Source organism: Qipengyuania oceanensis (assembly GCF_009827535.1).
Taxonomy (GTDB): domain Bacteria; phylum Pseudomonadota; class Alphaproteobacteria; order Sphingomonadales; family Sphingomonadaceae; genus Qipengyuania_C; species Qipengyuania_C oceanensis.
The window spans coordinates 42,711-65,865 of sequence record NZ_WTYN01000001.1 but is presented as its reverse complement, the minus strand read 5'-3'; the positions used below and the strand labels follow the sequence as shown (position 1 = coordinate 65,865).

Genomic DNA, 23,155 nt, shown 5'->3' with positions numbered 1-23,155 from the left:
GAATGAAACGGACGGGGTACTTCTAGCGATGGCGCGCGCTCAGCGGCCCGAACCGGCACGCCGGACACTTAGCGGCCTGCACGGACGGATCAGGATCCGCGAAGATGGCCGGGGTATTCCGCATGTCGAGGCTAGGTCAACGCGGGACGCGTTTTTCGCCCAAGGCTGGCTGGTCGCCCGCGACCGGTTGTTCCAGATCGACCTCGAACGTCGCCAGCAACTGGGCCGCATGGCGGAAGTCTTCGGGGAGGCTTTCGTGCCGGGCGATACGGCAGCCCGCCTGCTGCACTATCGCGGTGATCTGGATGCCGAACTTGCCGGCATTCCGCACGATGTCCGCCTCTGCGTAGAAGGCTACATTGCCGGTGTGAATGCACGGATTGCAGAGTGCCTCGAAGACAGAAGGCTGCTTCCGCCCGAATACACCATCCTCGGCACGGAGCCGATTATCTGGACCATGCGCGACATGATCCGCATTCGCGGCTTGGCGACGAGCAATGCGAGCGACGAGATCCGCCGCGCCATGCTGGCTGCGCGCGGAATGCTCGCGTTCGATCATTACTACGAGCCGCTCCGCCCTTCGCACGACCCGATCGTGCCGAGGGGTCTCGATCTGGCCGCGGTCGGCCCGGAAGACCTCGGGATGCTCGGCGATCTCCTCCCCGCCTCTTTCGAGCACCAGGGACAGTACGACGTCGCCAATTTCGGCAGCAATGCCTGGACTGTGGCCGGGTCGCGGACCGAGTGCGGACGGCCGATCCTCGCCAACGATCCGCATCTTGCCATCGGTGGCTTCGGCCCACGACACATGGTCCACCTGACCGCGCCCGGGCTCGACGTCATCGGGGCAGGCTTTCCGGGCCTTCCCGGCATCATGCAGGGTCACACCGATCGCTATGCCTTCGGACGGACCAATTTCCACATCGACCAGACCGATCTCATGATCCTGGAAACCGATCCCGCGCGGCCCGACCATTTCCGCTATCGCGGGGAATGGGTCGGTTTCGAGCGGCACGAGGAAGCGATCGAAGTGCGCGACGGAGCATCTCGAACGGTCGAAACGCGCTACGCCAACGGTTGGCCGGTGATCGCCTCGCAGCCCGATCGCAACCGGGCCGTCTGCGCCGCCACAGTCAGCATGACCCCGGGTGCGAACATGCGTTTCGCGATTGTGGCGCTGAACCTGGCGAAGGACTGGGACGATTTGCGCGAGGCGTTCAGGCTGCACGTCTCGCCGACCAATTTCCATTACGCCGACGTCGAGGGGAACATCGGCTGGCATGCTATCGGCTATGCGCCCCGCCGCTCCGATCACGACGGGCTGTTGCCCGCGCCCGGCGATGGCAGTCACGACTGGCACGGCCTGCTCGAAATGGACGAGATGCCGAGCATCTTCAATCCCGAGGCGGGATGGATCGCCTCTGCCAATGCCTGCAACATTCCGGCGAGCTATCCCTTTGCACAGCGTTCGCTCAGCTACACCTGGAACGACCCCTACCGGCACGACCGGATCGCCGAGGTCCTTTCCGCGCAAGACAGGCACACGCTGGCCGACAGCATCGCGCTGATGCACGATGTCCAGTCGCTTCCTGCACGCGCCCTGCAGAAGCTGTTGCCGCGCGAGCTTTCCGACGGGGCGCGCAAGGCTGCGGACATGCTGCTCGAATGGGATTGCGACGTGCACGCGGACAGCGCTGCCGCGCTGCTCTACGAGGTGACGCTGCCGATCCTTCGCGCCGCTTTCCGCGAGATGGTCATTCCCGAAGCGGCGCGTGATCTCATCCCGACAGTGAACCTCTCGGCGATGCTCGAAACGCTCGCCGATCCCGGCCCGGCACTGGGCGAAAAGCCGTCAGAAGCACGCGATGCGCTTCTCGATCGCGCGCTTGCCGAGGGCTGGCAGCGCGCCATCGAACTCGGCGGAGAGGATCCGGCCGCGTGGCGATGGGGCGACCTGCACCGCGTCGAAATTACCCACCCGCTGTCCGCGATACCCGCCGTCGCCGAAACCTATCCCGCCATCACCGGTGGACGCTCCGGCGGCGACACCACCACGGTCATGGCGCGCGGCATGGCACCCGCCGGAGGGTGGGAAGTGCGCCACGGCGCCAGCTTCCTGTTCGCGACGCAAGCCGGAAACTGGGATGCAGGGCGCTATCTGCTGCTGCCCGGTCAGTCGCTGGAGGCCGGATCCCCGCATTACCGCGATTTCTACGCGGACTGGCTCGCGGGAGACATGCAACCGATGGCCTTCTCCGAAGACGCCGTCGCTGCGGCTACCACCTGCGAGACGATCATCGAGCCCGCAGGCTGAGCGCCCGCACCTCAGTTCGCGGCGGCAATCGCCTGCAGGGCCGCATCCATCGCCGCTACTGCCTCGCCCTCGACATCGGGCGGGATATCGTTCGCGAAGGCCGAGAAAACGAGCATCTGGCCGCTCGCCGCCTCCATGTAGCCCGACAATGCCCGGGAGGCGTTGATCGAGCCGGTCTTGGCGAAAATCCGGCCGTTCAGCCCCGTGTCGCCGTAGCGCCGGGCGAGAGTGCCATCGATCCCGCCGACCGGTAGCGTTGCGCGCCATGCCTCGCCCCAGGGTTGACCGGCGACCCACTGCAGCAAAGTCGCGGTCGTGCGCGGGGTCACCCGGTTGTAGCTCGACATGCCCGAGCCGTCGGCAAGGAACCAACCGCCCTCGCCCACGCCTGCCGCGCGCAAAGTCTCCGAGACCTGCGCCTGCCCGTCAGCGATCGAACCCGACCCGGCCAGCTTGCCGAGCCGCCGCAGCATGAGCGATGCGTGGAGATTCTGGCTGACCTTGTTGATGACCCGGACGTCGTCGGCGATCGGCGAAGCGGGAAGCTGCATCAGCATCGGTTCCTCGGCTTCGGTCGCGACCGGAGCTTCACCGCGCTTTACCGGATCGTCCAAGGGCGAAAGCGGCCGGTAACTCGATCGGACCGCTCCCGTCACCTTCACCCCGCGCTCCTCGAGCAGCCGCTTCAGCTGAAACGCCGCGTACAGGGCGGGATCGTCGATCCCCAGATCGTAGTCCCGTGTTTTGTTTTCCGACCCTATCGTGCCCGAAACGCGCAATTCGGAGCTGCCCGGATCGCGCCACAGGTCGATCGTATTGGCCACGCCTTCGACAGTCATTGCGTCGTTGCGGATCGTGAAGAAACCATTGCCGGTGATCTTCGGCCGCGCTCCGACTTCTCCCGGCGCGATCGTGATCGGGGCCTCGTTGTCGTCGACCACCAGTGCGCCGATCGCCGTGCCCCAGGTAAAGGGCATGTTGTTCCAGCTCATTCCCGGGGTCCAGCGCTCGTCGGGATAAAAGCTGGCGTCGCCCACGATGTCGTGGACCACCCGCGTCTTCGCCGCGACCGCATCGGCCAGCGTGGCGAGGCACTGGTGCGTACAGTCGCTCGCGCTCGACAGGTCGGGATCGCCACGCCCTTCGAGAACGACATCGACCCGCTTGCCCTTGGCCGGCTCCAGCCTGACGCCGGTGCCGCGCGCGGCGTCCTGGAGTTGCGAGAGGCGATGATAGGCCGCGACGGTCGTGAATATCTTGGTGTTTGACGCGGGCATGAAGCGCTGGTCCGGCGCAATCGCGAGCAGTTCGCGCCCGTCCAGCGTCGTGACCATCAGGCCGTACCGCGTTCCCGCGGGGGCTGCAGACAGGATGGCCTCCACGCTGTCGAGCAGGCTCGCCTGCGCGGCATTCGCGGGCAGCGAAGGGGCGACCGGTGCGCTCTCGCGTTCCTGCGCCACAAGGGCGAAAGGCGTTGCGGCAATGCAGGCGGCTGCGGCGAACAGGAAGGCGGGTGTGCGCATCGGCCCATGCTACTGCGCCGAAGCGATTCTGCGACACAGGAATTTCAGGCCCAGCCTCATAGCTCGCGGTGATGGACTGCCACCGATCGCCTTCGTGGTACGATTGCCAACAAAAGCAGGGACCGATAGGCCTCACGGGCTATTTGCGAGAAAGGACGGGCTTCGCGATGCCAAGCTATTTCCTGGGGTTCGATGCCGGCGGCAGTCGATGCCGCGCACGGCTGATCGACGATCGGGGAAACGTCATCGGGCAGGCAGACGGCGGTGCTGCCAACACGCATCTCGGCCTCGAGACGGTCCATCTCCGGCTGCTCGAGGTGGGTTCGCAAGCGATAGCCATGGCAGGGCTCGACAGCGATGCCGTTGGCAAGATCGCGATGGGCGCAGGGATCGCGGGCCTTTCGCGTCCCGGAATGCGCGAGGCGATCGCCGCGCTACCGTTCCCCTACGCGAGTTGCGCTTTCGACAGCGACGGAATGATCGCCAATCTGGGCGCACATGGCGGCAGGGACGGCGCGATCCTGGTGATCGGGACCGGCAGCATCGCCCACGTCCGACACGAGGGGAAGAGCTTCGCCATCGGTGGCTACGGCTTCCCGATTTCCGACGAGGGCAGCGGCGCGGCCCTCGGCCTCAGCGCCATGCGCCATGCCCTGCGCGCACTGGACGGGCGGACCAAGCCGACCCCTCTCAGCAGCGCGGTCACCGCACAGTTCGACCATGAAACCGCGCTCGCGATCGCCTGGATGGATAAGGCGACGCCGGGCGACTACGCCGCATTCGCACCCCTGGTGATGGATTTCGCCGAAGCCAATGACGCGATCGCCCGGTCGATCGTCGAGGACGCGGTGCTGCATATCGAACAGTTCATCGAAACGATCTTCCGGCGTGGAGCAGAGCGGTGCTCGCTTGCCGGCGGGCTGGCGCAGCGCATCCGCCCTTGGTTGCGCGAACGGACGGTTGCGCGGCTTGTCGAGCCACAGGGCGACCCGCTGGACGGTGCGCTCTATCTCGCCGGTTACCGGTCGCCGTCTGCCTGACTGACAGGACATTCTTTTCCGCCGATCCAGATGCGGCGGACGCAAAAATCGTCATCGAGGTGAACCAGGTCGGCGGCCTTGCCCGGCGCGATCGCGCCCCCCTTCTGCGTCATCCGTAGGAATGCCGCCGGATTGCCGCTCGCAAGCCGCGATGAGGCGACCAGGTCGAGGCCGAGCAGGTCCATCGCATTTCGCAGCGCGAGATCCATCGTAAGGGCCGATCCCGCGAGCGTGCCGTCCTCTCCGCGCAACGTGCCGCTCTCGACCGAGATCTGTCGCCCCTGCAGCGAAAATGCGCGCATGTCCGTCCCGGCCGGCGGCATGGCATCGGTGACCAACATCGCCCCGTCGATACCGCGTGCGGCGATCGCAACGCGCAATGCAGCCGGGTGGACGTGATGCCCGTCGACGATCAGGCCAAACCGGCTGTTCCGATCCTCCAGCGCGGCGCCGACCATCCCGGGAGCGCGGCTGGAAAACTGCGTCATCGCGTTGAATAGATGCGTGAAACCGTCGAGACCCTCGGCCAGCGCGGCACGGGTTTCATCGTAATCGGCGGTGCTGTGCCCGGCAGCGACGATAAGCCCCGCCTTGTGCAGCCGGCGGATGGTGCCCGGTTGCACCGTTTCAGGCGCGAGCGTGACGATCCTTGCGCCCCGTCCGTCGCTCGTCAGGACGGCGAGTGCCTCGTCGTCGAGTTCGCGCATGAACCGAGCATCATGGATACCGCGCCGCTCGACATTGATGAACGGCCCCTCGATGTGGAGGCCCAGCACGCCGGGAACCCCTTCCGCGATCGCCTCGTCGGTGGCTGCTATGGCGCTGGCGATCACCGACAGGTCGTCGCTGATGATCGTCGGCATGATGCCGGTCGTCCCGTACCGGCGGTGCGCTTCGGCAAGGGCCGCAATTCCTTCGACGCTCGGCGCATCGTTGAACAGCACCCCGCCCCCGCCGTTCACCTGGGTGTCGATGAAGCCGGGCAGGAGGTAGCCGCCGCCGAGGTCGATCGCATCACCTTCCCGGCCATCGACGATACAGCCGTCGGCCACCGCCACCCGACCTTCGGGCAGGATTGCATCGGGCGTCACCACCGCAGCTCCTTCGAGGACGATACGGCTCATCGGGTGCGGGTAACCTTGGACAGGTAAGGCGGTTCGTCGGGGTTCAGCCCGAGGTGCCTGGCGAGCGATTCGGCGAAGCGGTAATAGCTGGCGATCATCGCGATGCTGGTCACCGCTGCATCGGACGAGACGGCGGTCGGAAGCTGGATCGCTGCCGGAGCAACGATGTTCCCGCTGCCGACGGCGATGACTTGCGCGCCCCGTTCGGCAAAGCCCGCCAGTCGCTCGGCAAAGCCTTGCTCCGCCGCGTCGCACGGAGTGAAGGCAAACACGGGATCGCCCTTGCCCACCAGCGCCATCGGGCCGTGCGCGACCTCCGCGCTCGAGAAGCTCTCGGCATGAAGCTGCGCCGTTTCCTTGAATTTCAGCGCGGCTTCGGCGGCGATGGGCCAGGTAAGCCCCCGCCCCAGAACGAGCAGCCTTCGGACCGCCGCAACCGGTTCGAGCGCCTCGCTCCAGTCCATCCGCCATGCCTGCTTCAGGACATCGCCCATACCCTCCATACCCGCGCGCGCCGCGGCATCATCGCTCCAGCACGTCGCAAGCTGCATGATCGCCGACAGCGAAGCGATGAAGCTCTTGGTCGCCGCAACGCTGCGTTCCGGACCGGCATGAAGGGGAATGACCACGTCGGCCTCCTCCGCAAGCGGAGAGTCCACCTCGTTGACCATGGCGACCAGCAAGGCACCCTGCCCCCGCGCAGCACGCCCCGTCTCGATGAGGTCGGGGCTCCTGCCCGATTGCGAGATCGCCAGCGCGAGTGCGCCGGCCAGCTTGGGCTGTTCGCGCCGATAGAGCGTGGCGAGCGACGGCGACTGGCTGACCACGGGAATGCCGAGCCGGGTCTCGAGCAGGATCTTGGCAAAGCTGGCTGCATGGTCCGACGATCCGCGCGCGATCGTCAGCGCGAAAGGCGGATCGCTCCGCCGCAAGTGCGCGGCGAGATCCTCCATCGCCTTGGCATTGACGGAAAGCTGGCGATCGACCACGTCGCCCGCGCTGGCGGCCTCAGCGAACATCAGGCTCGGCGCATCATCCATAGCGGCACCCTATGGCAATCAGGCTCGATGGGGCATTGGCAGGCGCGCCGGGCTGCGCGATATGCTTGGGGCCATGAAGACCGAAGCCGCCGACCCCGCACTTGCAGACATCGATCGCTGGCCGACCGAACGCGCTATCGAGGCCATGCTCGACGGGCAACGCCAGGCGATCGAAGCGATCGCTTCGCAGACGGGCACGTTGGCCGATGCCGCGGAGACAGCGGCGCTGCGGCTCGGCGAGACGGGCAGGCTGGGCTATGCGGGTGCAGGCACGTCTGGCCGGGTCGGCGTACAGGACGGCGTGGAGCTGACCCCGACCTTCGGCTGGCCCGAAGCGCGACTGGCGTTCTTCATCGCGGGCGGCGAGGCGGCCCTGATGCGCGCGGTCGAAGGCGCGGAAGACGACGCAGGGGCCGGCGCGGCGGAGGTTGCCGCGGCAGGTTTCGGTCCGTCCGACGTCTTGATCGGCGTCGCGGCTAGCGGGCGCACGCCCTACACCATCTCGGCCATCGAAGAGGCGCGCGCACGTGGCAGCCTGACGATCGCGCTGGCCTCCAATCCGGGCTCTGCGCTGCTCGAAGCGGCGGATTACGCGGTCCTCCTCGACAGCGGTAGCGAGGCAGTCGCCGGTTCCACGCGGATGAAAGCCGGTACGGCGCAGAAGGCCGCGCTCAATCTGCTGTCGACCGCGATCATGCTGCGCATGGGGCTCGTCTATCGCGGGCTCATGGTCGACATGCAGATCACCAACGCCAAGCTGCTCGAAAGGGCGGTGAGGATGGTCGCCGATATCGCATCGGTCCGCGACGAAATCGCGCGTGACGCCCTCGTCGATGCAGACCGCAACATCAGGCTCGCCGTGTTGCTCGCGCTCGGCCTCGATATGGCCGATGCACGCGCCACCCTGTCGCAAGGACCGCAAGCCTTCGCACAACTCGTCGACGAGCGGCGCTGGAGCTGACCGGCCTTCAGTAGAAGCGGACATCGCCCAGCTCCAGCCAGTGGCTGCCGCCCGGCTCGCCAGCCAGTTCGAACCGCAAGGCGCGCAGGTTCGTCGGATCGAGCGCGGGACCGGCGCGGCTGCCGGCGAATTGCGAGAACGGCAGGCGTATTTCACGGGCATCGTCCGAAGCGGCGAACTCGGCAGCCTGGCCGCCGCTCGCTCCATGGGTTTCGATCAGCAGGCGATAGTTTCCCTGCCCGCGTGCCTTGAACGCAATCCCGGCGAAGGCACCGGCATCGGCGCGGTACACTCCGCCTTGCGTCAGCGGCAGCACCAGCTGCGCGAAAGGCCTGGAGCGCGCGCCGAAACTCGCCACCGTAAAAATCCGCCTCGCGCCATCGTCGCGGCTCGTCTGGGGCACCATCTCGAGCCGGCTGTGATCGGCGCCCGAATCGGAGGCATCGACCGGCAGCGTGTCGAGATCGGTTCGCCCGTCCGCCCGGGTGCCCGACCAGATCGGCCCCGTCATTGCGACCACCGGCAAGGGCGTGATCCCGGGGTCCTCCGCGATTTTTCGCAGCCGTGGCAAGGGCACCTCGCGCCCCTCCACCCAGACGCGCGCGACCTTCCAGAGATCTTCGATATTCTCGTCGGGCCGCCCGTCGATCAGCACGAGGTCGGCGCGTTTTCCGGTCTCGATCGTACCCTGCCGTTCTTCTTGGTACATGATCGCCGCGCTCGTCCGGGTCGCCGCGACGATTGCCTCGGCCGGAGTGAAGCCGAGCCGCGTTAGCCAGGTGATCTCGCGGATGGCAGACGATCCCTGATAGACGCCGCCGATCCCCGCATCGGTGCCGATCCCGATCGCCACCCCTTCGGCATTCAGGCGCCGCAGGTTCGCCTGCAGGATCTCCCAGCGGCGGGCCTCGTATTCGGGAACGCGCGCGATCGGTGCCGCCAGCCGAGCCAATTCGCGCGCACGTTCGGCGGGTGCGAAACTCGCCCATTCGCCTTCTGAAAACTCGCGATCCTGCTGCGGTTCGTAAACGACCATCGTCGCGACATAGGCGGTCCCGCTCGCCTTCATCAGCGCCACCAGTTCGTCATCGACCGGCTCATCGCCGATCCCGTGGACGATGGCATCGACCCCGGCGCGTGCAGCCAGCTTGGCGCCATCGAGCGTCACCGTGTGGGTGACCACCGGCACGCCCTTCGCGTGGGCTTCATCCACGATCGCGGCGAGCGTTTCGCGGTTCATGGAGTTCAAGTCGGGGTCGCGATCATAGCGCCAGCCATCGGCGAAGACCTTGATCACGTCGGGCTTGTACGGCAGCGCCCGCCCCAGGGCGAGACGCGCGGCTCGCGGCGTCGTCGCCTTCAGGGTGAAGAAATCGCCCCAGCCGTATTCGGTCCCGTGCCCGCCCGGAACTCCGGTACGGATGGCCAGATTGAGCCGCGGCGCCCACAGGCCGCCGGGCTGCCGTGTCATGGCGCGGATCGGTGCGAGCATTTCACCCGACACCGAATAGTCGTTCACCGTCGTGACGCCGCGCAGCAAGTGGCCGGCATAGGACTTGCCCAGATCTTCGGGCCCGCGCGCGCCGGTCGATCGCAAGTGGGTGTGGAGATCGTGGAGGCCCGGGATCAGCGTCATGCCCCTGGCGTCGACGACGCGCGCACCGCGTGGCTTCTTCAGACGCGGGCCGACCGCGGCGATCCTGCCTTCGCGCACGAGGACATCGCCCCGATAGGCAGCCGCGCCGGTTGCATCGAAGATGCGGGCGTTGCGGATCAGCGTTTCCGGCTCGTGCCCCGTTCGCGCCGCGGCAAGCTGATTGCCGACAACCAGCATCAACAAAGCCGCCAGCGCGGCGAGGCCGGCGAGCCAGTGCTTCATCGCCCGTCGCCCAGCTTGCGTTCGAAGAAGTCGATGGTGGCGCGATAGCTCGTCAGCCAGTTGGCGAACCGGAAGAAGTCATGGCGTTCGTTGGGAAAGGCGAGTTCCTCGAACGGTACGCCACGCGCGGTCAGTTCGCGAGCGAGAAGCAGCGACTGCCCGTAAGGCACGTTGTAATCGTCGTCGCCGTGGATCAGCAGCACCGGCGAGCGCCAAGTCCCGATCGAGCCCATCGGCGAGGAATTCCATTGCAGCTGCTGCTGGCGAAGGCGCTCCGTCGGCGAAAAGGTTTCGGCGACCGGGCGAACCATCTGGTGCACGCCGTGCAGGTCGACCCCAGCCTTGAACAGGTCGCTGTCGCGCGCAAGCGCCAGCGCCGTGAGGTAGCCCCCCCAGCTACCGCCCCAGATACCGATCCGTTCTTCGTCGACGTCGCTGCGCGCGGCGAGCCATTTTCCGGCTGCCAGCACATCGCGATACTCCGAAGCCCCGGCCCGCGCTTTCTCCGGCGCCTCGCGAAAGGCGCGGCCGTAATTCGTGCCGCTGCGATAATTCACCGAGAGAACCGTAAAGCCGCGCGCGGCCAGCTCCTGGTTCACAGCATAGGCCAGGCTGTAATAATACATCGGGCTGTAGCCGGCGAGCAGCTGGCGGCGCGGTCCGCCGTGGACGTAGACGAGGGCCGGGCGCTTGCCCGCGCCAGTGCCCCGGAAGAGCTGGCCGTGCACCTGCAGGCCGTCGGCTGCGGTAAAAGTGACGTTTTCCGGCGTCTGATAGCCTGGTGTGCCGTGCTTCGGACCGAGCAGCTGCATCGCGTCCAGAAGCACCATGTGCGCAGGCGTCTGCGCGTCGGTAACGGTCGCGGCGAGGCGATCGCCGCCGAATACCGGGTAATAGGCGAACACCTCCGGTCCGGTCAGGCTGTCGGTCTTGCCGGATGCGATATCGACCCGCAGCATCCGGCGGCTGTCGAGGTCGCCGGGATTGGCCGTGAAGGCGATCCATGTTCCGTCAGGAGCAGGTCGGAAATTCTCGACCTCGTTGGCGGAGGGTGTGAGATCACGCGCAGCGCCCCCGTCCTTCGCGTCGACCGCATAGACGTGCAGCCAGCCGGTCCGCTCCCACGGGAACAGGATTTGCCCGCCATCGAGCCAGAACAAGTTGCGCCCGCGTGTGCCGTAGAACTGGCCGCCCTCGCCTTCCGGCGCCTGCCAGACGGTCCGGATTGCGCCGCTGGAGACATCGGCGGCGACCACCGACCAGAAGGAAGCCCGGCTATCTTCCAGTGCGGCCGGCGGCTCGCGGTACTGGATGAAGGCGACTTCGCTGCCATCGGGCGAAAAAGCGGGATCCTCGGCGTAGGCAAAGGCGGTGCCGAGATAGCCGAGCCGCCCGACCGCGATGTCGATAACGCCGACGAGGCTCTGGCCCTGGCGGTTCTCCTGGAACGCCAGCTTGCGGCCATCCGGTGACCAGACCAGTTCGGCCACCCGACCGTCGAGCTGGGCAAGTTTGCGCGGCTTGCCGTCCGGCGACCAAAGGTAGATCGCGCCCTTGCTCGTATAGGCCAGTGTGCTGCCGTCGGGCGCGAAGACTGCGCCGTGCCCCTCGCCGATCAGCGAGGGCAACGCTGCACCGGCGACATCGATCACGTTTAGCGTCTGCCGTGGCGCAGTCAGCGCAAGCCCCGGATTGGGCAGGCTCGCATCCGGCTCGTCGGCATCGCCGCCGCGCACGAACACCAGTTTCGTGCCGTTTGCATCGAGTGTGAGGCCGGAGATCTGGATCCCGTCATCCTCGGTGTAGCCGGTAATCCGGCGCGCCGGCTCACCCGCACGCGCTACCCAGATGTTGCGCACGCCGCCCTCGTCGATCACCCAGGCGAAAACCGGCGCATTTTCTGCTCCGACGAGCCCCGACTGGAAAGGAAAGCCAAGTTGCTCGGCGAAACGCCGGTCAGCCGCGCTCTCCTGCGCGGCGAGAGGCACGGCCTGGGCAACGAGGATCGCGAGGAGTGCGAAGAGCGCGGCCAGCGCACGGGATGCGATTGCAGTCATGCTGCAATGCCTACGCGTCGCGCAAACACCGTCACAAGATCTGGCACGGGCGAGCGTCATGCCGGGGGGTTATGATCGGTCACGGTCTGCAAGCGCTGCATCCCAGGCCGCGATGACCGCATCGCCCGTTTCGCGGCGCATCGGCTTGATGTGCATCGGCCCATGCCGCGTCGGGTGGACGCGGTTGGTCAGCAGGCTCCACGCGAGGCCACGCTCGAAGTCGATCCACAGGCCGGTCCCGGTGAAGCCGGTATGGCCGATCGTATCGCGCGAGCACTTCTCCCCGCCGGGCCATCCGCCATAAGCGCTTTCCCAGCCGCAGGTGCGGCTCTGGTCGAGCGGCGTGCGGATCGCATCCATGCTCTCGGGCGAGAGGACCGTGCCCTGCATCAGGTCGCGCGCGAAGCCGAGTACGCCGTCGATCGTCCCGAACAAGCCTGCATGGCCCGTTGCGCCGCCCATCGCGAAGGCATTCTCGTCGTGCACTTCGCCGCGGCAAATGCGGCCACGCCAGGAGCATCGCTCGGTCGGGACCGCGGGCCCCGGAGGCGGGCCGTAGGACAGCCCTTCCCCCAGCGGCCAGGCGCTCAGTGGCTCGCCGGTGATCCGCTCGATCGCAATGCCCAGCAGCATGAAATTAATGTCCGAGTAAACCGGCGGGCCGATCTCCCAAGCGCGTTGCAACACGAAGGCGCGCAGCGTGTCGGGATCGCCGCCATAAGTGTAGATGGGGAACACGGCCGGAAAGAAACTGCGATGTGCCAAGCAGTCGCGAAAGGTCAGCCGCCGCTCAGGCGCGTGGGCGATATCGTATTGCCGAAGGTCCGCGATGGCATCGGTCAGCGGCCGGTCGAGATCGAGGCGTCCCTGCTCGGCGAGCTTGAGCACCATGGTGGTCGTGGCGATCACCTTGCTGACCGAGGCAAGGTCGAACCAGTGATCGCGCGTCAGCTTTTCCGCGTCCGGCTCCTTGGCAGCATCGCCTGCGAGCCTGACCGCGCTGTTTCCCGCCATGTCGACCATGCCGAGCGCGGCGCATGGCACGCGGCCGTCCTCGACGTAGCCCGCCGCCGTTCCGAACGCCGTTTCGCAAACCTGGTCGATCATACGGGTCTCTCCGGTCCGGCCGAGTGACCGCGCGGTATGACCCGCGCAAGCAGCGGAAGCAACAGCACGGCGGACAGGCTAGCGCCACCGGCCAGCAGGAAGAACCCGTCGTAGCCAAACGATTGCTGCATGTCTCCCGACGCGCCGGCCAGCAATCGCGCCAGTAGAAATGCGAAGCCGGACAGGAAAGCGTATTGTGCGGAGGGGAAACGCGGGTTCACGAGCATCGAGAGATAGACGACGAAGACTGCCCCGGCCATGCCGTTGCCGAACTGGTCGGCAGCGACACTTGCGTAGAGGATCCAGCCCTCCGGCTCGCTTTGCCATAACCATACGTAGACCCAGTTGCCGAGCGCGGCGACCACGGCACCAAGGGCGAGTGCCCAGCCGAGCCGCCACTTGGCCGCGATCCAACCACCGATGGCTACGCCGAGCATGCTCGCCGGCAATGCCACCGCGCCGTCCGCGATGCCGATCTGGTCGAGCGAATAGCCGCGCTCGTCCCACATCGGGTGCGACAGGGTCAGCGCCAGCACGTCGCCGACGCGGTAGAGCGAGACGAAGCCGAGCACGAGCAGAGTCGCGAAGCCGTAGCGCCAGAAGATGTCGACGTAAGGTCCGATTGCCGGCGATGTGCGCCATGGCGCGTCCGGCCCCATGCGGCGGATCTTCGGCAGCGCGAATGCGAGCGCGAGAAACGGTAGCAGGCAGGCGACCAGCACGTAGGGCGTGATATTGCTTTCAGAGGTTATTCCCGCCGAGGCGAACGCGGACAGAACGACCCATCCAACCAGCGCCGTCAGTGCGGCGGTAGTCACGAGGATGGCGGCCGTAGCAACCACTCCGACCGCCAGAGATCGCAGGCGCCCTGCGCTCGCACCGGGATCGGCGCGCATCGCGGCCAGCACGGGAAACGGCAGGAAAGCCAGCGCGGCAATCGCGAGATAGGCCCACGTCCAGGCCGCTCGCGCCGCCAACAGCGCAGCGCCGCTGCCCGCAGCGACCATGGCGCTGCGATAGCCCCACAGGTTCGCGGCCACGATCGGCCCCTGCTCGGCCTGCGAGGGTGCAAGCTCGATCCGCCAACCATCGGCCGCAACTTCCAGCGTCGTGGTCCAGAAGGCGAGCACGATGGCGAACAGCGCGACCAGCGGCAGGTTCGTGTCGTCCGCCGTGAATGCCATCGCAACAAGCGAGGCGAAAATACCGAGCTGAGAGAGCATGATCCAGCCGCGCCGCCGGCCCCAGAAGGCGGCAAATCCCGGCACGCTCAGGCGGTCGACGATCGGCGCCCAAAGGAACTTGAACGTCGGGAGCAGTGCCACCCAGGCGAAGAACCCGATGACGACGATGTCGATGCCGTTCCGCGAGAGCCGCAGCAACAGCACGGCGTTGAACATGTAGAACGGCAGGCCGGCCGAAAATCCCAGCAGCAGGTAAAGCGGCAGCAAGCGGCGCTGCGGAATGAGCGGCGTCGAGCGTGCCGCCGTATCGCTATCCGTGTCGATCGACAATGTGCCCGCGCCCCCGATATCCTGCGCCGACACTAGGCCCGTCGTGGCTCGGCGCAAATGCTCATTGCGCTGCGAAGGCATAGCGCGCTTCTATCGACGGAGGATCGGGTCGCGCCTTTCGTCCGTACGCTTATCAATTATGCAACTGGAAGCCGGTGCTTGCACTGGTTAGCCTGCCGCAAAACATTCTTTCGGGAGAGAAGGCTTGATCGATCTGTATTCGCTCGAAGGCAAGACCGCCGTCATCACCGGCGCGGGGCGCGGCATCGGCGAAGGGATCGCCACGCTGCTCGCCGAAGCCGGCGCGAACGTCGTGTGCGCCGCCCGCTCCACCGACGAGATCGAACAGACCGCCAAGGCCATCAACTATGCGAACAGCGGCGGGAGAGCCATCTTCCAGAAGACCGACGTGTCCCGCGAGGAAGACATGGATGCCCTTGCCCAGCGCGCGGTCGACGAATTCGGCCGGCTCGACGTCTGGGTGAACAATGCTGGCGGATCGCTCGTCTCCGCGCCGCTGGCCGAGCTCCCGCTCGAGGAATGGGACAAGACCCTCGCGGTCAACCTCACATCGGTTTTCTTCGGCGTGCGCGCCGCAGTCCGCCACATGAAAGACGGCGGGGCGATCGTGAACACCTCGTCGATGGCTGCGGAGGAGCCTTTTGCCGGCAGCGGTCATTACAGCGCCGCCAAGGCGGGCGTGAACATGCTCACCAAGACGTTGGCGCATGAGCTGGGGCCGCAGGGCATCCGCGTGAACTCGGTAATGCCCGGCTTCGTCCCAACGCGGACGGTGAAGGAAGCGCTATCGATGGAAGACGAGGATTTCGGTCCGCTTCTCGAACAACTCAAGCTGCCCGCCGGGCGGCTCGGAACGCCGCAGGACATCGCAGCCTGCGTCCTCTATCTCGTCAGCCCGGCCAGCGAATGGGTCACCGGCCAGTGCCTGCGCATCGCCGGAACCCATTGACCCTCGACACTGCAAACTCATCCAAGGAACTGCCATGAAACTCCATTCCAGCCTCGGCCCCAACCCCCGCCTCGTCCGCATGTTTCTGATCGAGAAAGGGCTCGCGGAAGGGGAAGCCGTCGAGCGTGTCCATTACGACATCATCTCGGGCGAGAACCGGCAGAGCGCCGAACTGACCGGCAAGAACCCGCTTCAGACGCTTCCGGTGCTGGAACTCGACGACGGCACGACCCTGACCGAAAGCTGGCCGATCTGCGAGTACATCGAGGAACTGCACCCGGATCCGAACCTGATCGGCCGCGACGCGCTCGAGCGTGCGGAGATCCGCAAGTGGGTGCGCTGGTTCGACCAGGACGTCGTCGTCCCGATGACCATCGGGTTCCGTGCGACCGGCGGGCGGCCGATGTTCGAACCGCGCATGAAAGTCGTCAGCGAGAGCGCCGGCGCGGAAATGACCGATATGGCCAACGACAAGTGGCGCTGGCTCGACAAGCAACTCGGCGACCGGGACAACATCTGCTGCGACCGGTTCACGCTCGCCGATCTGATTACCTTCTGCTTCGCGAACTTCGGCTTCACCGTCGGATGGAAGCTGCCCGAGGGAACCGACAATCTCGCGCGCTTCATCGAAACCCATAACAAGCGCGAGAGCGCGAAGATTTGGCAGCAGGCGGAATAATGCCCGATCTTGCGGGCAAGGTCGCCCTCGTCACCGGCTGCGCGAGCGGTATCGGCAAGGCGGCGATGGAGCGGCTGCGCGCCGATGGGGCCGAAGTCGTCGGCACCGATGTCGATGCCGCCAAGGGTGAGGCGGAAGCGGATAATTGCGGCGCGATGTTTGCGGCCCAGGACGTCTCCGACCGCGACCGCTGGGCCGAAGTCGTCGCTCTCGCCACGGAGCGCTTCGGCCGGCTCGACATCCTCGTGAACAACGCCGGCATCGTGTCGGGAGCGAGCATCGGAGACGAGGACGACGAGGCGGTCTTCGCGGCCTGGGACCGGGTCATTGCAATCAACCTCAGCGGGACGATGGCCGGGTGCCGAGCAGCCATCAAGGCGATGACGGCCAATCCGGACGGCCCGTCGGGTTCGATCGTGAACATCGCCTCGACCACGGCGATATCACCATTGCCTACCGATGTCGGTTATTCGGCAAGCAAGGGCGGCGTCAGGGTGCTGTCGAAATCGGTCGCGACCTGGTGTGCGCAGCAGGGCTATGCGATCCGCTGCAACACAGTGATCCCCGGCGCGACGGAGACCGGCATCCTCGATGCGACCGAGGCGGCGATGCCCGGTTTCAAGGCGCAGGTCGCTAAGACCTCGCCGATGAACCGGCTCGCCGATCCGTCCGAAACCGCTGCGGCGATCGCTTTCCTGGCCTCCGACGAGTGTCCATTCATGACCGGTGCGGAGCTGTTGGTGGACGGCGGCGCGCTGTCGATCCACCCGGGTTTCTAGCCCGCGGCCATCTTGTCGAGGTAACCTGAACCCCGCATCTGCGCAGCCGTCCATACGAAGAGCCCGAGAGCGATAACACCCGATGCCAAGCACACGCCCAGCACCGCGATGGACAAGGCAAAGCCGCCTTGGGTCGGTGCAAGCCAGTCGCTAACCCAGCCGATGACGGCCAGCCCCAACGCCTGCCCGACAAGATTGTTAAAGAATAGCGCGATCGCGACGGCGAAGCCGCGCTGGGAAGGCTCGACGGCATTCTGCACGCCCGACATGATCGGAGCCTGGCTCGCCACGTAGATTCCGTAGGCCACGGCAAAAAAACCGAGAAACTGCCAGAAGCCGCTAGAATAGAGGCTCAAGGTCAGCGGCGCGACGCACAGAAGGCTGACGACACCTGGGAGCCACGCGCGCCAGCGCTCGTCGTAGCGGGTCAGCCAGTCGGTCAGGAAACCGCCCAGCACCGGCCCCGGGATCCCGCCGATCAGGAACGCAAGCCCGAGATATACCGCGACGTCGGCGGTCGAGACGTCGAAGTTCCGCAGCATTACCGCGGCCATCCAGAACGCTAGCGCATAGCCGATCATGATCTGCACCGCCCAGCCGACCGACAGTCCCATGAAGACCCGGTTGCGCAGGAGCGAGGACACGGTTTCTTTCAGGGAGGTCTGCTCGATCCGCGAGCCTGCCGGAGCGAAACGACCGCGCTGCGGCTCGCGAACCGTGAAATAGAGAAAGGCGCCGAGCACTACCCCTGGCAGCGCCATCAGGACAAAGGCCATCCGCCAGCCGTAGGCTTCGGCGAGCAGACCGCCGGCCATCAGGCCGGTCACCGTGCCCAGCGTAGCCCCCCAGGTCAGGAAACCCATCGCCCGCGCCAGTTCGTCGCGCCGGAAGTAGTCGGCCATGAGCGATTGCGATGCCGGTCCGCTGCATCCTTCGCCAACGCCCACTCCGGTGCGGGCGAGAAACAGGGTGACAAAGCCGACAGCAGCGCCGCACAGCGCCGTCATCAAACTCCAGAAGGTGATCGCCGAAGCGATGATATTCTTGCGGATGGACCGGTCGGCCAGCCGCGCGGCCGGAAAGCCGATCAGCACATAGGTCGCGGTGAACGCCAGCCCTCCGAGCAGGCCGAGCTCGAAATCGGTGAAGTCGAACTCGGCCTTGATGTCTTCCAGCAGGATCGAGAATACCAGCCGATCGGCAACGCTGAACAGGCTCGTGAGCGTCAGGAGGCCCAGCACATACCAGCGATAGCCGCCCTCGCGCGATGGCGAGGATGCGTCCTTTATGACCGTCGCCGGATCAGTGGTGGGGTCGGGCATCGAGGCCGTTGTCGACCGGCAGGACGACCCCGTTGATGAAGCGTGACTCGTCGCTGGCAAGATACAGCACGGCATTGGCTACATCGCGCGGAGCGCCCAGCGCGTCGGCAGGCAACGGCCCGTCGGGAATGTCCATCAGCTCCTGACCCTGGCGGCCGGAGATGTCCCGCACCATCGGCGTTTCGATCCCGCCGGGCGCGAGTGCATTGCACCGGATGCCGCAGCCTTCGTCCTGGCAATGGATGGCGATCGAGCGGGTCATAGCCGCGATGGCGCCCTTGGCCGCAGTATAGGCGGGAATCGCCGGATATCCCATCAGCGCGGCTGTGGAGGCCATGTTGATGATCGAACTGCCGCCCCGGTTCTTCATCAGAGGAAGGGCGTATTTGCAGCCGAGAAACGTCCCCATGACGTGAATGTCGAAATGGAGCCGGAAATGGTCCGACGAACATTCCTCGATATTCTCGAAAATCACGTTGCCGGCATTGTTGACGAGGATCTCGAGCCCGCCGTGGCGCTCTTCGACAGCCTTCATCACGTCTTTCCATTGCACTTCGTCGGTCACATCGAGCGCCATGGCGTCACCGCCGATCGCTTCGGCGACCTTGTGCGCCTGCTCGACTTGGCGGTCGGTCACGATGACTTTCGCGCCTTCGCCCGCGAGCCGTTCGCAATCCGCCTTGCCGAGGCCCATCGCCCCGCCGGTGACGAGCGCCACCTTGCCTTCGACCCGTCCGGCCATTCGCATCTCTCCCATGCTTGTTTCTCAACGGGATGTATCGGCCGGTCCGGCCCAGCCAAACTGTCACAACAACGAGGGATGTCAGTTTCGCCAGTCGTTTCCCGCTGCCGCCCCGGATTAGAATGGCCACAAACACGGGAGAGGGTCGATGGACGAAGCAGAAATTGCACGGCTGAAACGTCTGATGGAATGGGAGGGCGAGCGGAGCGCCCCGCCCGAGGGTTTTCCTTCGCTGCCCGACATGCCGGCCGCCCGTTACACGTCCGGCGAGTTCTACGAGCTCGAACAGGCCCACGTGTTCCGCAAGAGCTGGCTCTTCGCCGGACACATCGACGAGATCCCCGAACCCGGCTGCTACATGCGCTGGCACAATGCCGGCGACCCGATCGTCATCGTCCACGGCATGGATGGCATCGTGCGCGCCTTCTACAACACCTGTCGGCATCGCGGCGCGCCGGTCGTCACCGAGGATCGCGGCAAGTCGAACCGGCTGATGTGCGCCTACCACCACTGGACCTACAAGACCGACGGCACCCTGATCGGCATTCCGCAAAAGCAGGATTTCGGACCCGATTTCGACATGTCGTGCCGCGCATTGCTCGCCGTGAGATGCGAGATGCTCGGCAACCTCGTTTTCGTGAACTTCGACCCCGACGCAGTGCCGCTGCTCGAGTATCTCGGCCCGGTGGCGGAAGAGTGGGAGGAATTCCAGTTCGACAAGCTGCGCCTCGCAGCGCGCCACAGCTTCGATCTCAAGTGCAACTGGAAGGTGGCGATGGAAGCGAACATGGAGGTCTACCACGTTCCGTATATCCATCCCGAAACGGTCGCGCCGCTGGTCGATGCCTTGCGCAACGTAAACACGCTTTACCCCGAAGGACACGGGCGGATGCTCGCCCCTGCTCCGCGCGATTTCGATCGCGAGAGCGTGCGCGCCATCGATCACCCGCCGCAGTGGCAGACGATCGAGACGGTCGGCGAGTTCGGCCGCACCGCGACGCAGAGTTACACGATCTTCCCCAACTGGGTCGCGCCGATTTCCAACTACTTCGTCCCGCCCCTGCTGTTCTGGCCGACCGGGCTGGACACGTGCCGGCTGGAACTCGTGACCATGGCGCCTGACTGGGGAGACGGCCCTGCCCCCGATCTGTGGACCGTACCCGACGAAACCAGGCCCAACGGCCGCGACATGGTGCCGCTGATCCACGAGGATACGCAGTTCGGCGAGGCGATCCAGAAGTCGATGGAGAGCGCTGGTTTCCAGAGCGTTCCGCTGAGCTACCAGGAAGCGCGCATCTACCATTTCCACCAGCATCTCGACCGCATGATCGGGCTCGGTCGCATTCCGCCGGAATTGCGAGTCGAACAGGTGATCGGCGACGACTGGATGTGGCCGAACGACCCGCGCACCGCTCAAATGGAAGCACCGCGGGAAGCTGCGGAATGATACCCAAAAGCCACGATTACGTAGCGACAATTCGCTTACTAGCGCTTTTGCTAGATGAGCGGTCGGTCGCCGCTGCCTAGGTAAAAGCCACGCTCCGGAAAGGAGCAACGAAACCCGGGCCAGACATGCCGTATGAAGCGGCAGGAGCCCGAACGGGAGGATGACCATGAAGCAATCTGCATTCGGAATCCGTCACCTGCGCGAGGCTCTTCTCGGCACGGCGGCAGTTATCGGCATCGCCGCCATCCCTTCGACCGCGGCGGCCCAGGATGCCGCCGGGGACGCGGGCACGCCCGACAGCGCGACCGCCGCACAGCCGGTCGGCAACGAGATCATCGTCCTCGCGCGTCGCCAGGCGGAAACCCTGCAGGAAGTGCCGGTCACCATCACCTCTGTCAGCAGCGAGACGCTGGACAAGTACAATGTCGACCAGGTCGCCGACGTGGTCAGCCGCGTGCCCACTCTCAACGTGCAGGTCGGCGGCTCGGGATCGGGCGGCCAGCTGAGCCTTCGCGGCGTCGGTTCCTCGGCCATTTCCGCAGCTTTCGATTCCGCCGTCGCCTTCGACTTCGACGGCGTGCAGGTCTCGACCATGCGCATGGTCCAGGCCGGTTTCTTCGATGTCCAGCAGATCGACGTTCTCAAGGGGCCGCAGTCGCTGTTCTTCGGCAAGAGCGCGTCGGCCGGCGTCTTCTCGATCCGCTCCGCCGACCCGACGCCCAACTGGAGCGCGGGCGGCAAGGCCAGCTACGAGTTCGAGGAAAAGGGCTGGACCGTCGGCGGCTTCGTCTCGGGTCCGATTACAGACACGCTCGGCATCCGCCTCGCCGGCCAGTGGAACAAGATCGACGAATTCACCAAGCTGCAGCCGGACACCCCGGCGACCAATCTGGTTCGCGGCCAGAAGAATGTCGTCGCGCGCGCCACGCTTGCCTGGGAGCCGGTCGTCGGCTTCGACGCGAACCTCAAGGTGCAATACGTCAAGAACACCAACGACGGTGCGATCGGCAACGACGACATCTATTGCGGTCCCAACGGCATCGCCGATCCCGTCTACCTGTTGCAGGGCGGCCTCGTATATCCGGGTGGCTACGACTGTAACGATCACGACGGCCTCTACTACCTGCCCGACACCGCTCCGCCGCTCGCTCAGTCGGTCCCGCTCGCGACCGGTCCCACGCTGGCTCAGGGCTTCAACGGCGTCCCGTTCGGCGAGACCGAGATGTGGTTCGGTCGCCTCGCGCTGAACTTCGGCATCACCGATAACGTGAACATCGTCTCGACGACCGGCTTCCTCGATCTCGATGCGACCGACGTGGACAACTATTCCTACGGCGGTACGCTGGCACCGGGCATTCCCGGAGGCGCAGGGACGAGCGATCCGCGCAATACCCTCAAGCAGTACAGCCAGGAAATCCGCCTCGAAACCGACAATGACGGACCGTTCAACGTCATGTTCGGTGCGTTCTATGAATGGCGCAAGTTCCTGTTCGACACCTCCCAGCAGGGCGTGAACATCTCCTTCGTCGCACCTGATCCGATCACGGGCTACACTTTCGACTGGGACAAGGCGCAGTCGACCAAGACTGAAGCGACGTCGCTGTTCGGCAGCATCATCTTCGACGTCACGGACCGGCTGGAAATTTCCGGCGGTGTCCGCTGGACCGACGAGAAGAAGACCTCGCGCATCTCGGTGCCTTACGTCCATGCCTTCCTGTCGGCGACGCCCGCCTTCATCAGCAGCGGGTTCTTCTCTGGCCCGATCGAGTTCAGCGACAAGAACTGGTCGCCCGAAGCCACCATCAAGTACGAGATCAACCCGGACGTGAACGTCTTCGCTTCGTTCAAGACCGGCTTTAAGTCAGGCGGCATCGACAACTCGGCGCTGCCGTCGAACTCGCTGCTCGGCTTCAACGATCCCGATCCGGCAGTGCGCCAGGCAGTCGCCGACGGCCTGAAGTACCAGTCCGAAACCGCGATCGGCGGCGAAGTCGGCGTCAAGTCGCAGTTCTCGAACCGCGACGTCACCCTGAATGTGACCGCCTACTACTACGTCTTCGACGACCTGCAGGTGCAGAACTTCAATGCCCAGACGGTGCAGTTCATCACGCTGAACGCGGGTGAAGTCACGACCAAGGGCGTCGACATCGGCTGGGGTTGGGAAACGCCGGTCGAAGGGCTTTCGCTTTCCGGCAACATCGCCTGGCTCGACGGCAAGTTCACCAAGAGCTTCCCGGTCGGCGAAGGCATCGATCTGGAAGGCCGCGACGTTGCGCGCGCGCCGGAATGGTCGGGCAACATCGCTGCCGACTGGAGCATCCCGCTCGGCGATACGCTGGAGCTGGGCCTGAGCGGCAACGCGATCTATTCGGACAGCTATTACGCGGGTAATACGCTCTACGAATACATCCAGGACAGCTACGTCGCCTTCGATGCCTCGGCCTCGATCGGCCATCCCGATGGCCTGTGGAAGCTCTCGCTGATCGGCGTCAACCTGACCGACAAGCTGTGGACCAATACCGCGAGCGGCCGCCCGTTCCTCGAACCCGGCGTCGGCGACGACCTGATCCTCACCCAGAACCGCGGTCGTCAGATCTTCGTCGAAGGCAGCTTCAAGTTCTGATCGAACGCACTTCGAACACACCGCGGGCGGGCTT

Annotated in this window: 17 protein-coding genes; 8 read left to right on the top strand and 9 right to left on the bottom strand. The window is 65.6% G+C overall.

Features of this window, described 5'->3' with window-relative positions:
• Positions 1-28 precede the first annotated feature (28 nt).
• Positions 29-2,314 carry a penicillin acylase family protein gene (locus GRI48_RS00290; RefSeq protein WP_160669730.1) on the top strand — a complete coding sequence of 762 codons (2,286 nt, stop codon included), beginning with the start codon at positions 29-31 and terminating at the stop codon, positions 2,312-2,314.
• Positions 2,315-2,325: 11 nt separating this feature from the next.
• Here the strand turns inward: GRI48_RS00290 and dacB are convergent, their stop codons facing one another.
• On the bottom strand, positions 2,326-3,837 hold the full coding sequence (dacB, locus tag GRI48_RS00285) for a D-alanyl-D-alanine carboxypeptidase/D-alanyl-D-alanine endopeptidase (RefSeq protein ID WP_160669727.1): 1,512 nt from the start codon (positions 3,835-3,837) through the stop codon (positions 2,326-2,328).
• A 167-nt stretch (positions 3,838-4,004) separates the two neighbouring features.
• On the opposite strand from dacB, the gene GRI48_RS00280 reads away from it, so the two are divergent.
• Positions 4,005-4,877 (top strand): glucosamine kinase nucleotide-binding domain-containing protein, encoded by an 873-nt coding sequence (locus tag GRI48_RS00280; RefSeq protein WP_160669724.1) that lies wholly within the window; start codon positions 4,005-4,007, stop codon positions 4,875-4,877.
• On the opposite strand, the gene nagA is transcribed toward GRI48_RS00280, so the two are convergent.
• Both nagA and GRI48_RS00270 read right to left on the bottom strand, forming a co-directional pair.
• Positions 4,856-6,001 carry an N-acetylglucosamine-6-phosphate deacetylase gene (gene nagA / locus GRI48_RS00275; protein ID WP_160669721.1) on the bottom strand — a complete coding sequence of 382 codons (1,146 nt, stop codon included), beginning with the start codon at positions 5,999-6,001 and terminating at the stop codon, positions 4,856-4,858. The two genes, GRI48_RS00280 and nagA, sit on opposite strands and share 22 nt — an antisense overlap.
• Positions 5,998-7,041: an SIS domain-containing protein gene (locus GRI48_RS00270; RefSeq protein WP_160669718.1), complete on the bottom strand. Its 1,044-nt coding sequence runs from the start codon at positions 7,039-7,041 to the stop codon at positions 5,998-6,000. Before GRI48_RS00270 ends, nagA begins: the two co-directional genes overlap by 4 nt.
• A gap of 73 nt (positions 7,042-7,114) precedes the next feature.
• Between GRI48_RS00270 and GRI48_RS00265 the strand changes: the two genes are divergently transcribed.
• The gene (locus tag GRI48_RS00265) at positions 7,115-8,002 is read left to right on the top strand and encodes an N-acetylmuramic acid 6-phosphate etherase (RefSeq protein ID WP_160669715.1); all 888 of its coding nucleotides are present in this window, start codon (positions 7,115-7,117) and stop codon (positions 8,000-8,002) included.
• A 7-nt stretch (positions 8,003-8,009) separates the two neighbouring features.
• On the opposite strand, the gene GRI48_RS00260 is transcribed toward GRI48_RS00265, so the two are convergent.
• The 4 genes from GRI48_RS00260 to GRI48_RS00245 form a co-directional block, all read right to left on the bottom strand.
• A complete protein-coding gene (locus GRI48_RS00260) occupies positions 8,010-9,881 on the bottom strand; it encodes an amidohydrolase family protein (RefSeq protein ID WP_160669712.1) in 1,872 nt (623 codons plus the stop codon).
• On the bottom strand, positions 9,878-11,938 hold the full coding sequence (locus GRI48_RS00255) for a S9 family peptidase (protein ID WP_160669709.1): 2,061 nt from the start codon (positions 11,936-11,938) through the stop codon (positions 9,878-9,880). Before GRI48_RS00255 ends, GRI48_RS00260 begins: the two co-directional genes overlap by 4 nt.
• Positions 11,939-12,007: 69 nt before the next feature.
• Positions 12,008-13,045, bottom strand: a complete 1,038-nt coding sequence (locus GRI48_RS00250) for a serine hydrolase domain-containing protein (RefSeq protein WP_160669706.1) — start codon at positions 13,043-13,045, stop codon at positions 12,008-12,010.
• Positions 13,042-14,592: an MFS transporter gene (locus tag GRI48_RS00245; protein WP_337190739.1), complete on the bottom strand. Its 1,551-nt coding sequence runs from the start codon at positions 14,590-14,592 to the stop codon at positions 13,042-13,044. The genes GRI48_RS00250 and GRI48_RS00245 overlap by 4 nt, the downstream gene beginning before the upstream one ends.
• Positions 14,593-14,764: 172 nt before the next feature.
• Between GRI48_RS00245 and GRI48_RS00240 the strand changes: the two genes are divergently transcribed.
• The 3 genes from GRI48_RS00240 to GRI48_RS00230 are packed head-to-tail and all read left to right on the top strand — an operon-like array spanning position 14,765 to position 16,987.
• Positions 14,765-15,529, top strand: a complete 765-nt coding sequence (locus tag GRI48_RS00240; protein WP_160669703.1) for an SDR family NAD(P)-dependent oxidoreductase — start codon at positions 14,765-14,767, stop codon at positions 15,527-15,529.
• Positions 15,530-15,563: 34 nt separating this feature from the next.
• Complete coding sequence (locus tag GRI48_RS00235; RefSeq protein ID WP_160669700.1) at positions 15,564-16,208, top strand: glutathione S-transferase family protein; 645 nt, start codon at positions 15,564-15,566, stop codon at positions 16,206-16,208.
• Positions 16,208-16,987, top strand: coding sequence for an SDR family NAD(P)-dependent oxidoreductase (locus GRI48_RS00230; RefSeq protein WP_160669697.1), 780 nt, complete (start codon positions 16,208-16,210; stop codon positions 16,985-16,987). The genes GRI48_RS00235 and GRI48_RS00230 overlap by 1 nt, the downstream gene beginning before the upstream one ends.
• Here the strand turns inward: GRI48_RS00230 and GRI48_RS00225 are convergent.
• Positions 16,984-18,309, bottom strand: coding sequence for a spinster family MFS transporter (locus GRI48_RS00225; protein ID WP_160669694.1), 1,326 nt, complete (start codon positions 18,307-18,309; stop codon positions 16,984-16,986). The two genes, GRI48_RS00230 and GRI48_RS00225, sit on opposite strands and share 4 nt — an antisense overlap.
• A complete protein-coding gene (locus GRI48_RS00220; protein ID WP_202389152.1) occupies positions 18,290-19,051 on the bottom strand; it encodes an SDR family oxidoreductase in 762 nt (253 codons plus the stop codon). Before GRI48_RS00220 ends, GRI48_RS00225 begins: the two co-directional genes overlap by 20 nt.
• A gap of 148 nt (positions 19,052-19,199) precedes the next feature.
• Between GRI48_RS00220 and GRI48_RS00215 the strand changes: the two genes are divergently transcribed.
• Together GRI48_RS00215 and GRI48_RS00210 are read left to right on the top strand one after the other, a co-directional pair.
• On the top strand, positions 19,200-20,498 hold the full coding sequence (locus tag GRI48_RS00215; RefSeq protein ID WP_160669688.1) for an aromatic ring-hydroxylating oxygenase subunit alpha: 1,299 nt from the start codon (positions 19,200-19,202) through the stop codon (positions 20,496-20,498).
• 166 nt (positions 20,499-20,664) lie between these two features.
• A complete protein-coding gene (locus GRI48_RS00210; RefSeq protein ID WP_160669685.1) occupies positions 20,665-23,121 on the top strand; it encodes a TonB-dependent receptor in 2,457 nt (818 codons plus the stop codon).
• Positions 23,122-23,155: the final 34 nt, after the last annotated feature.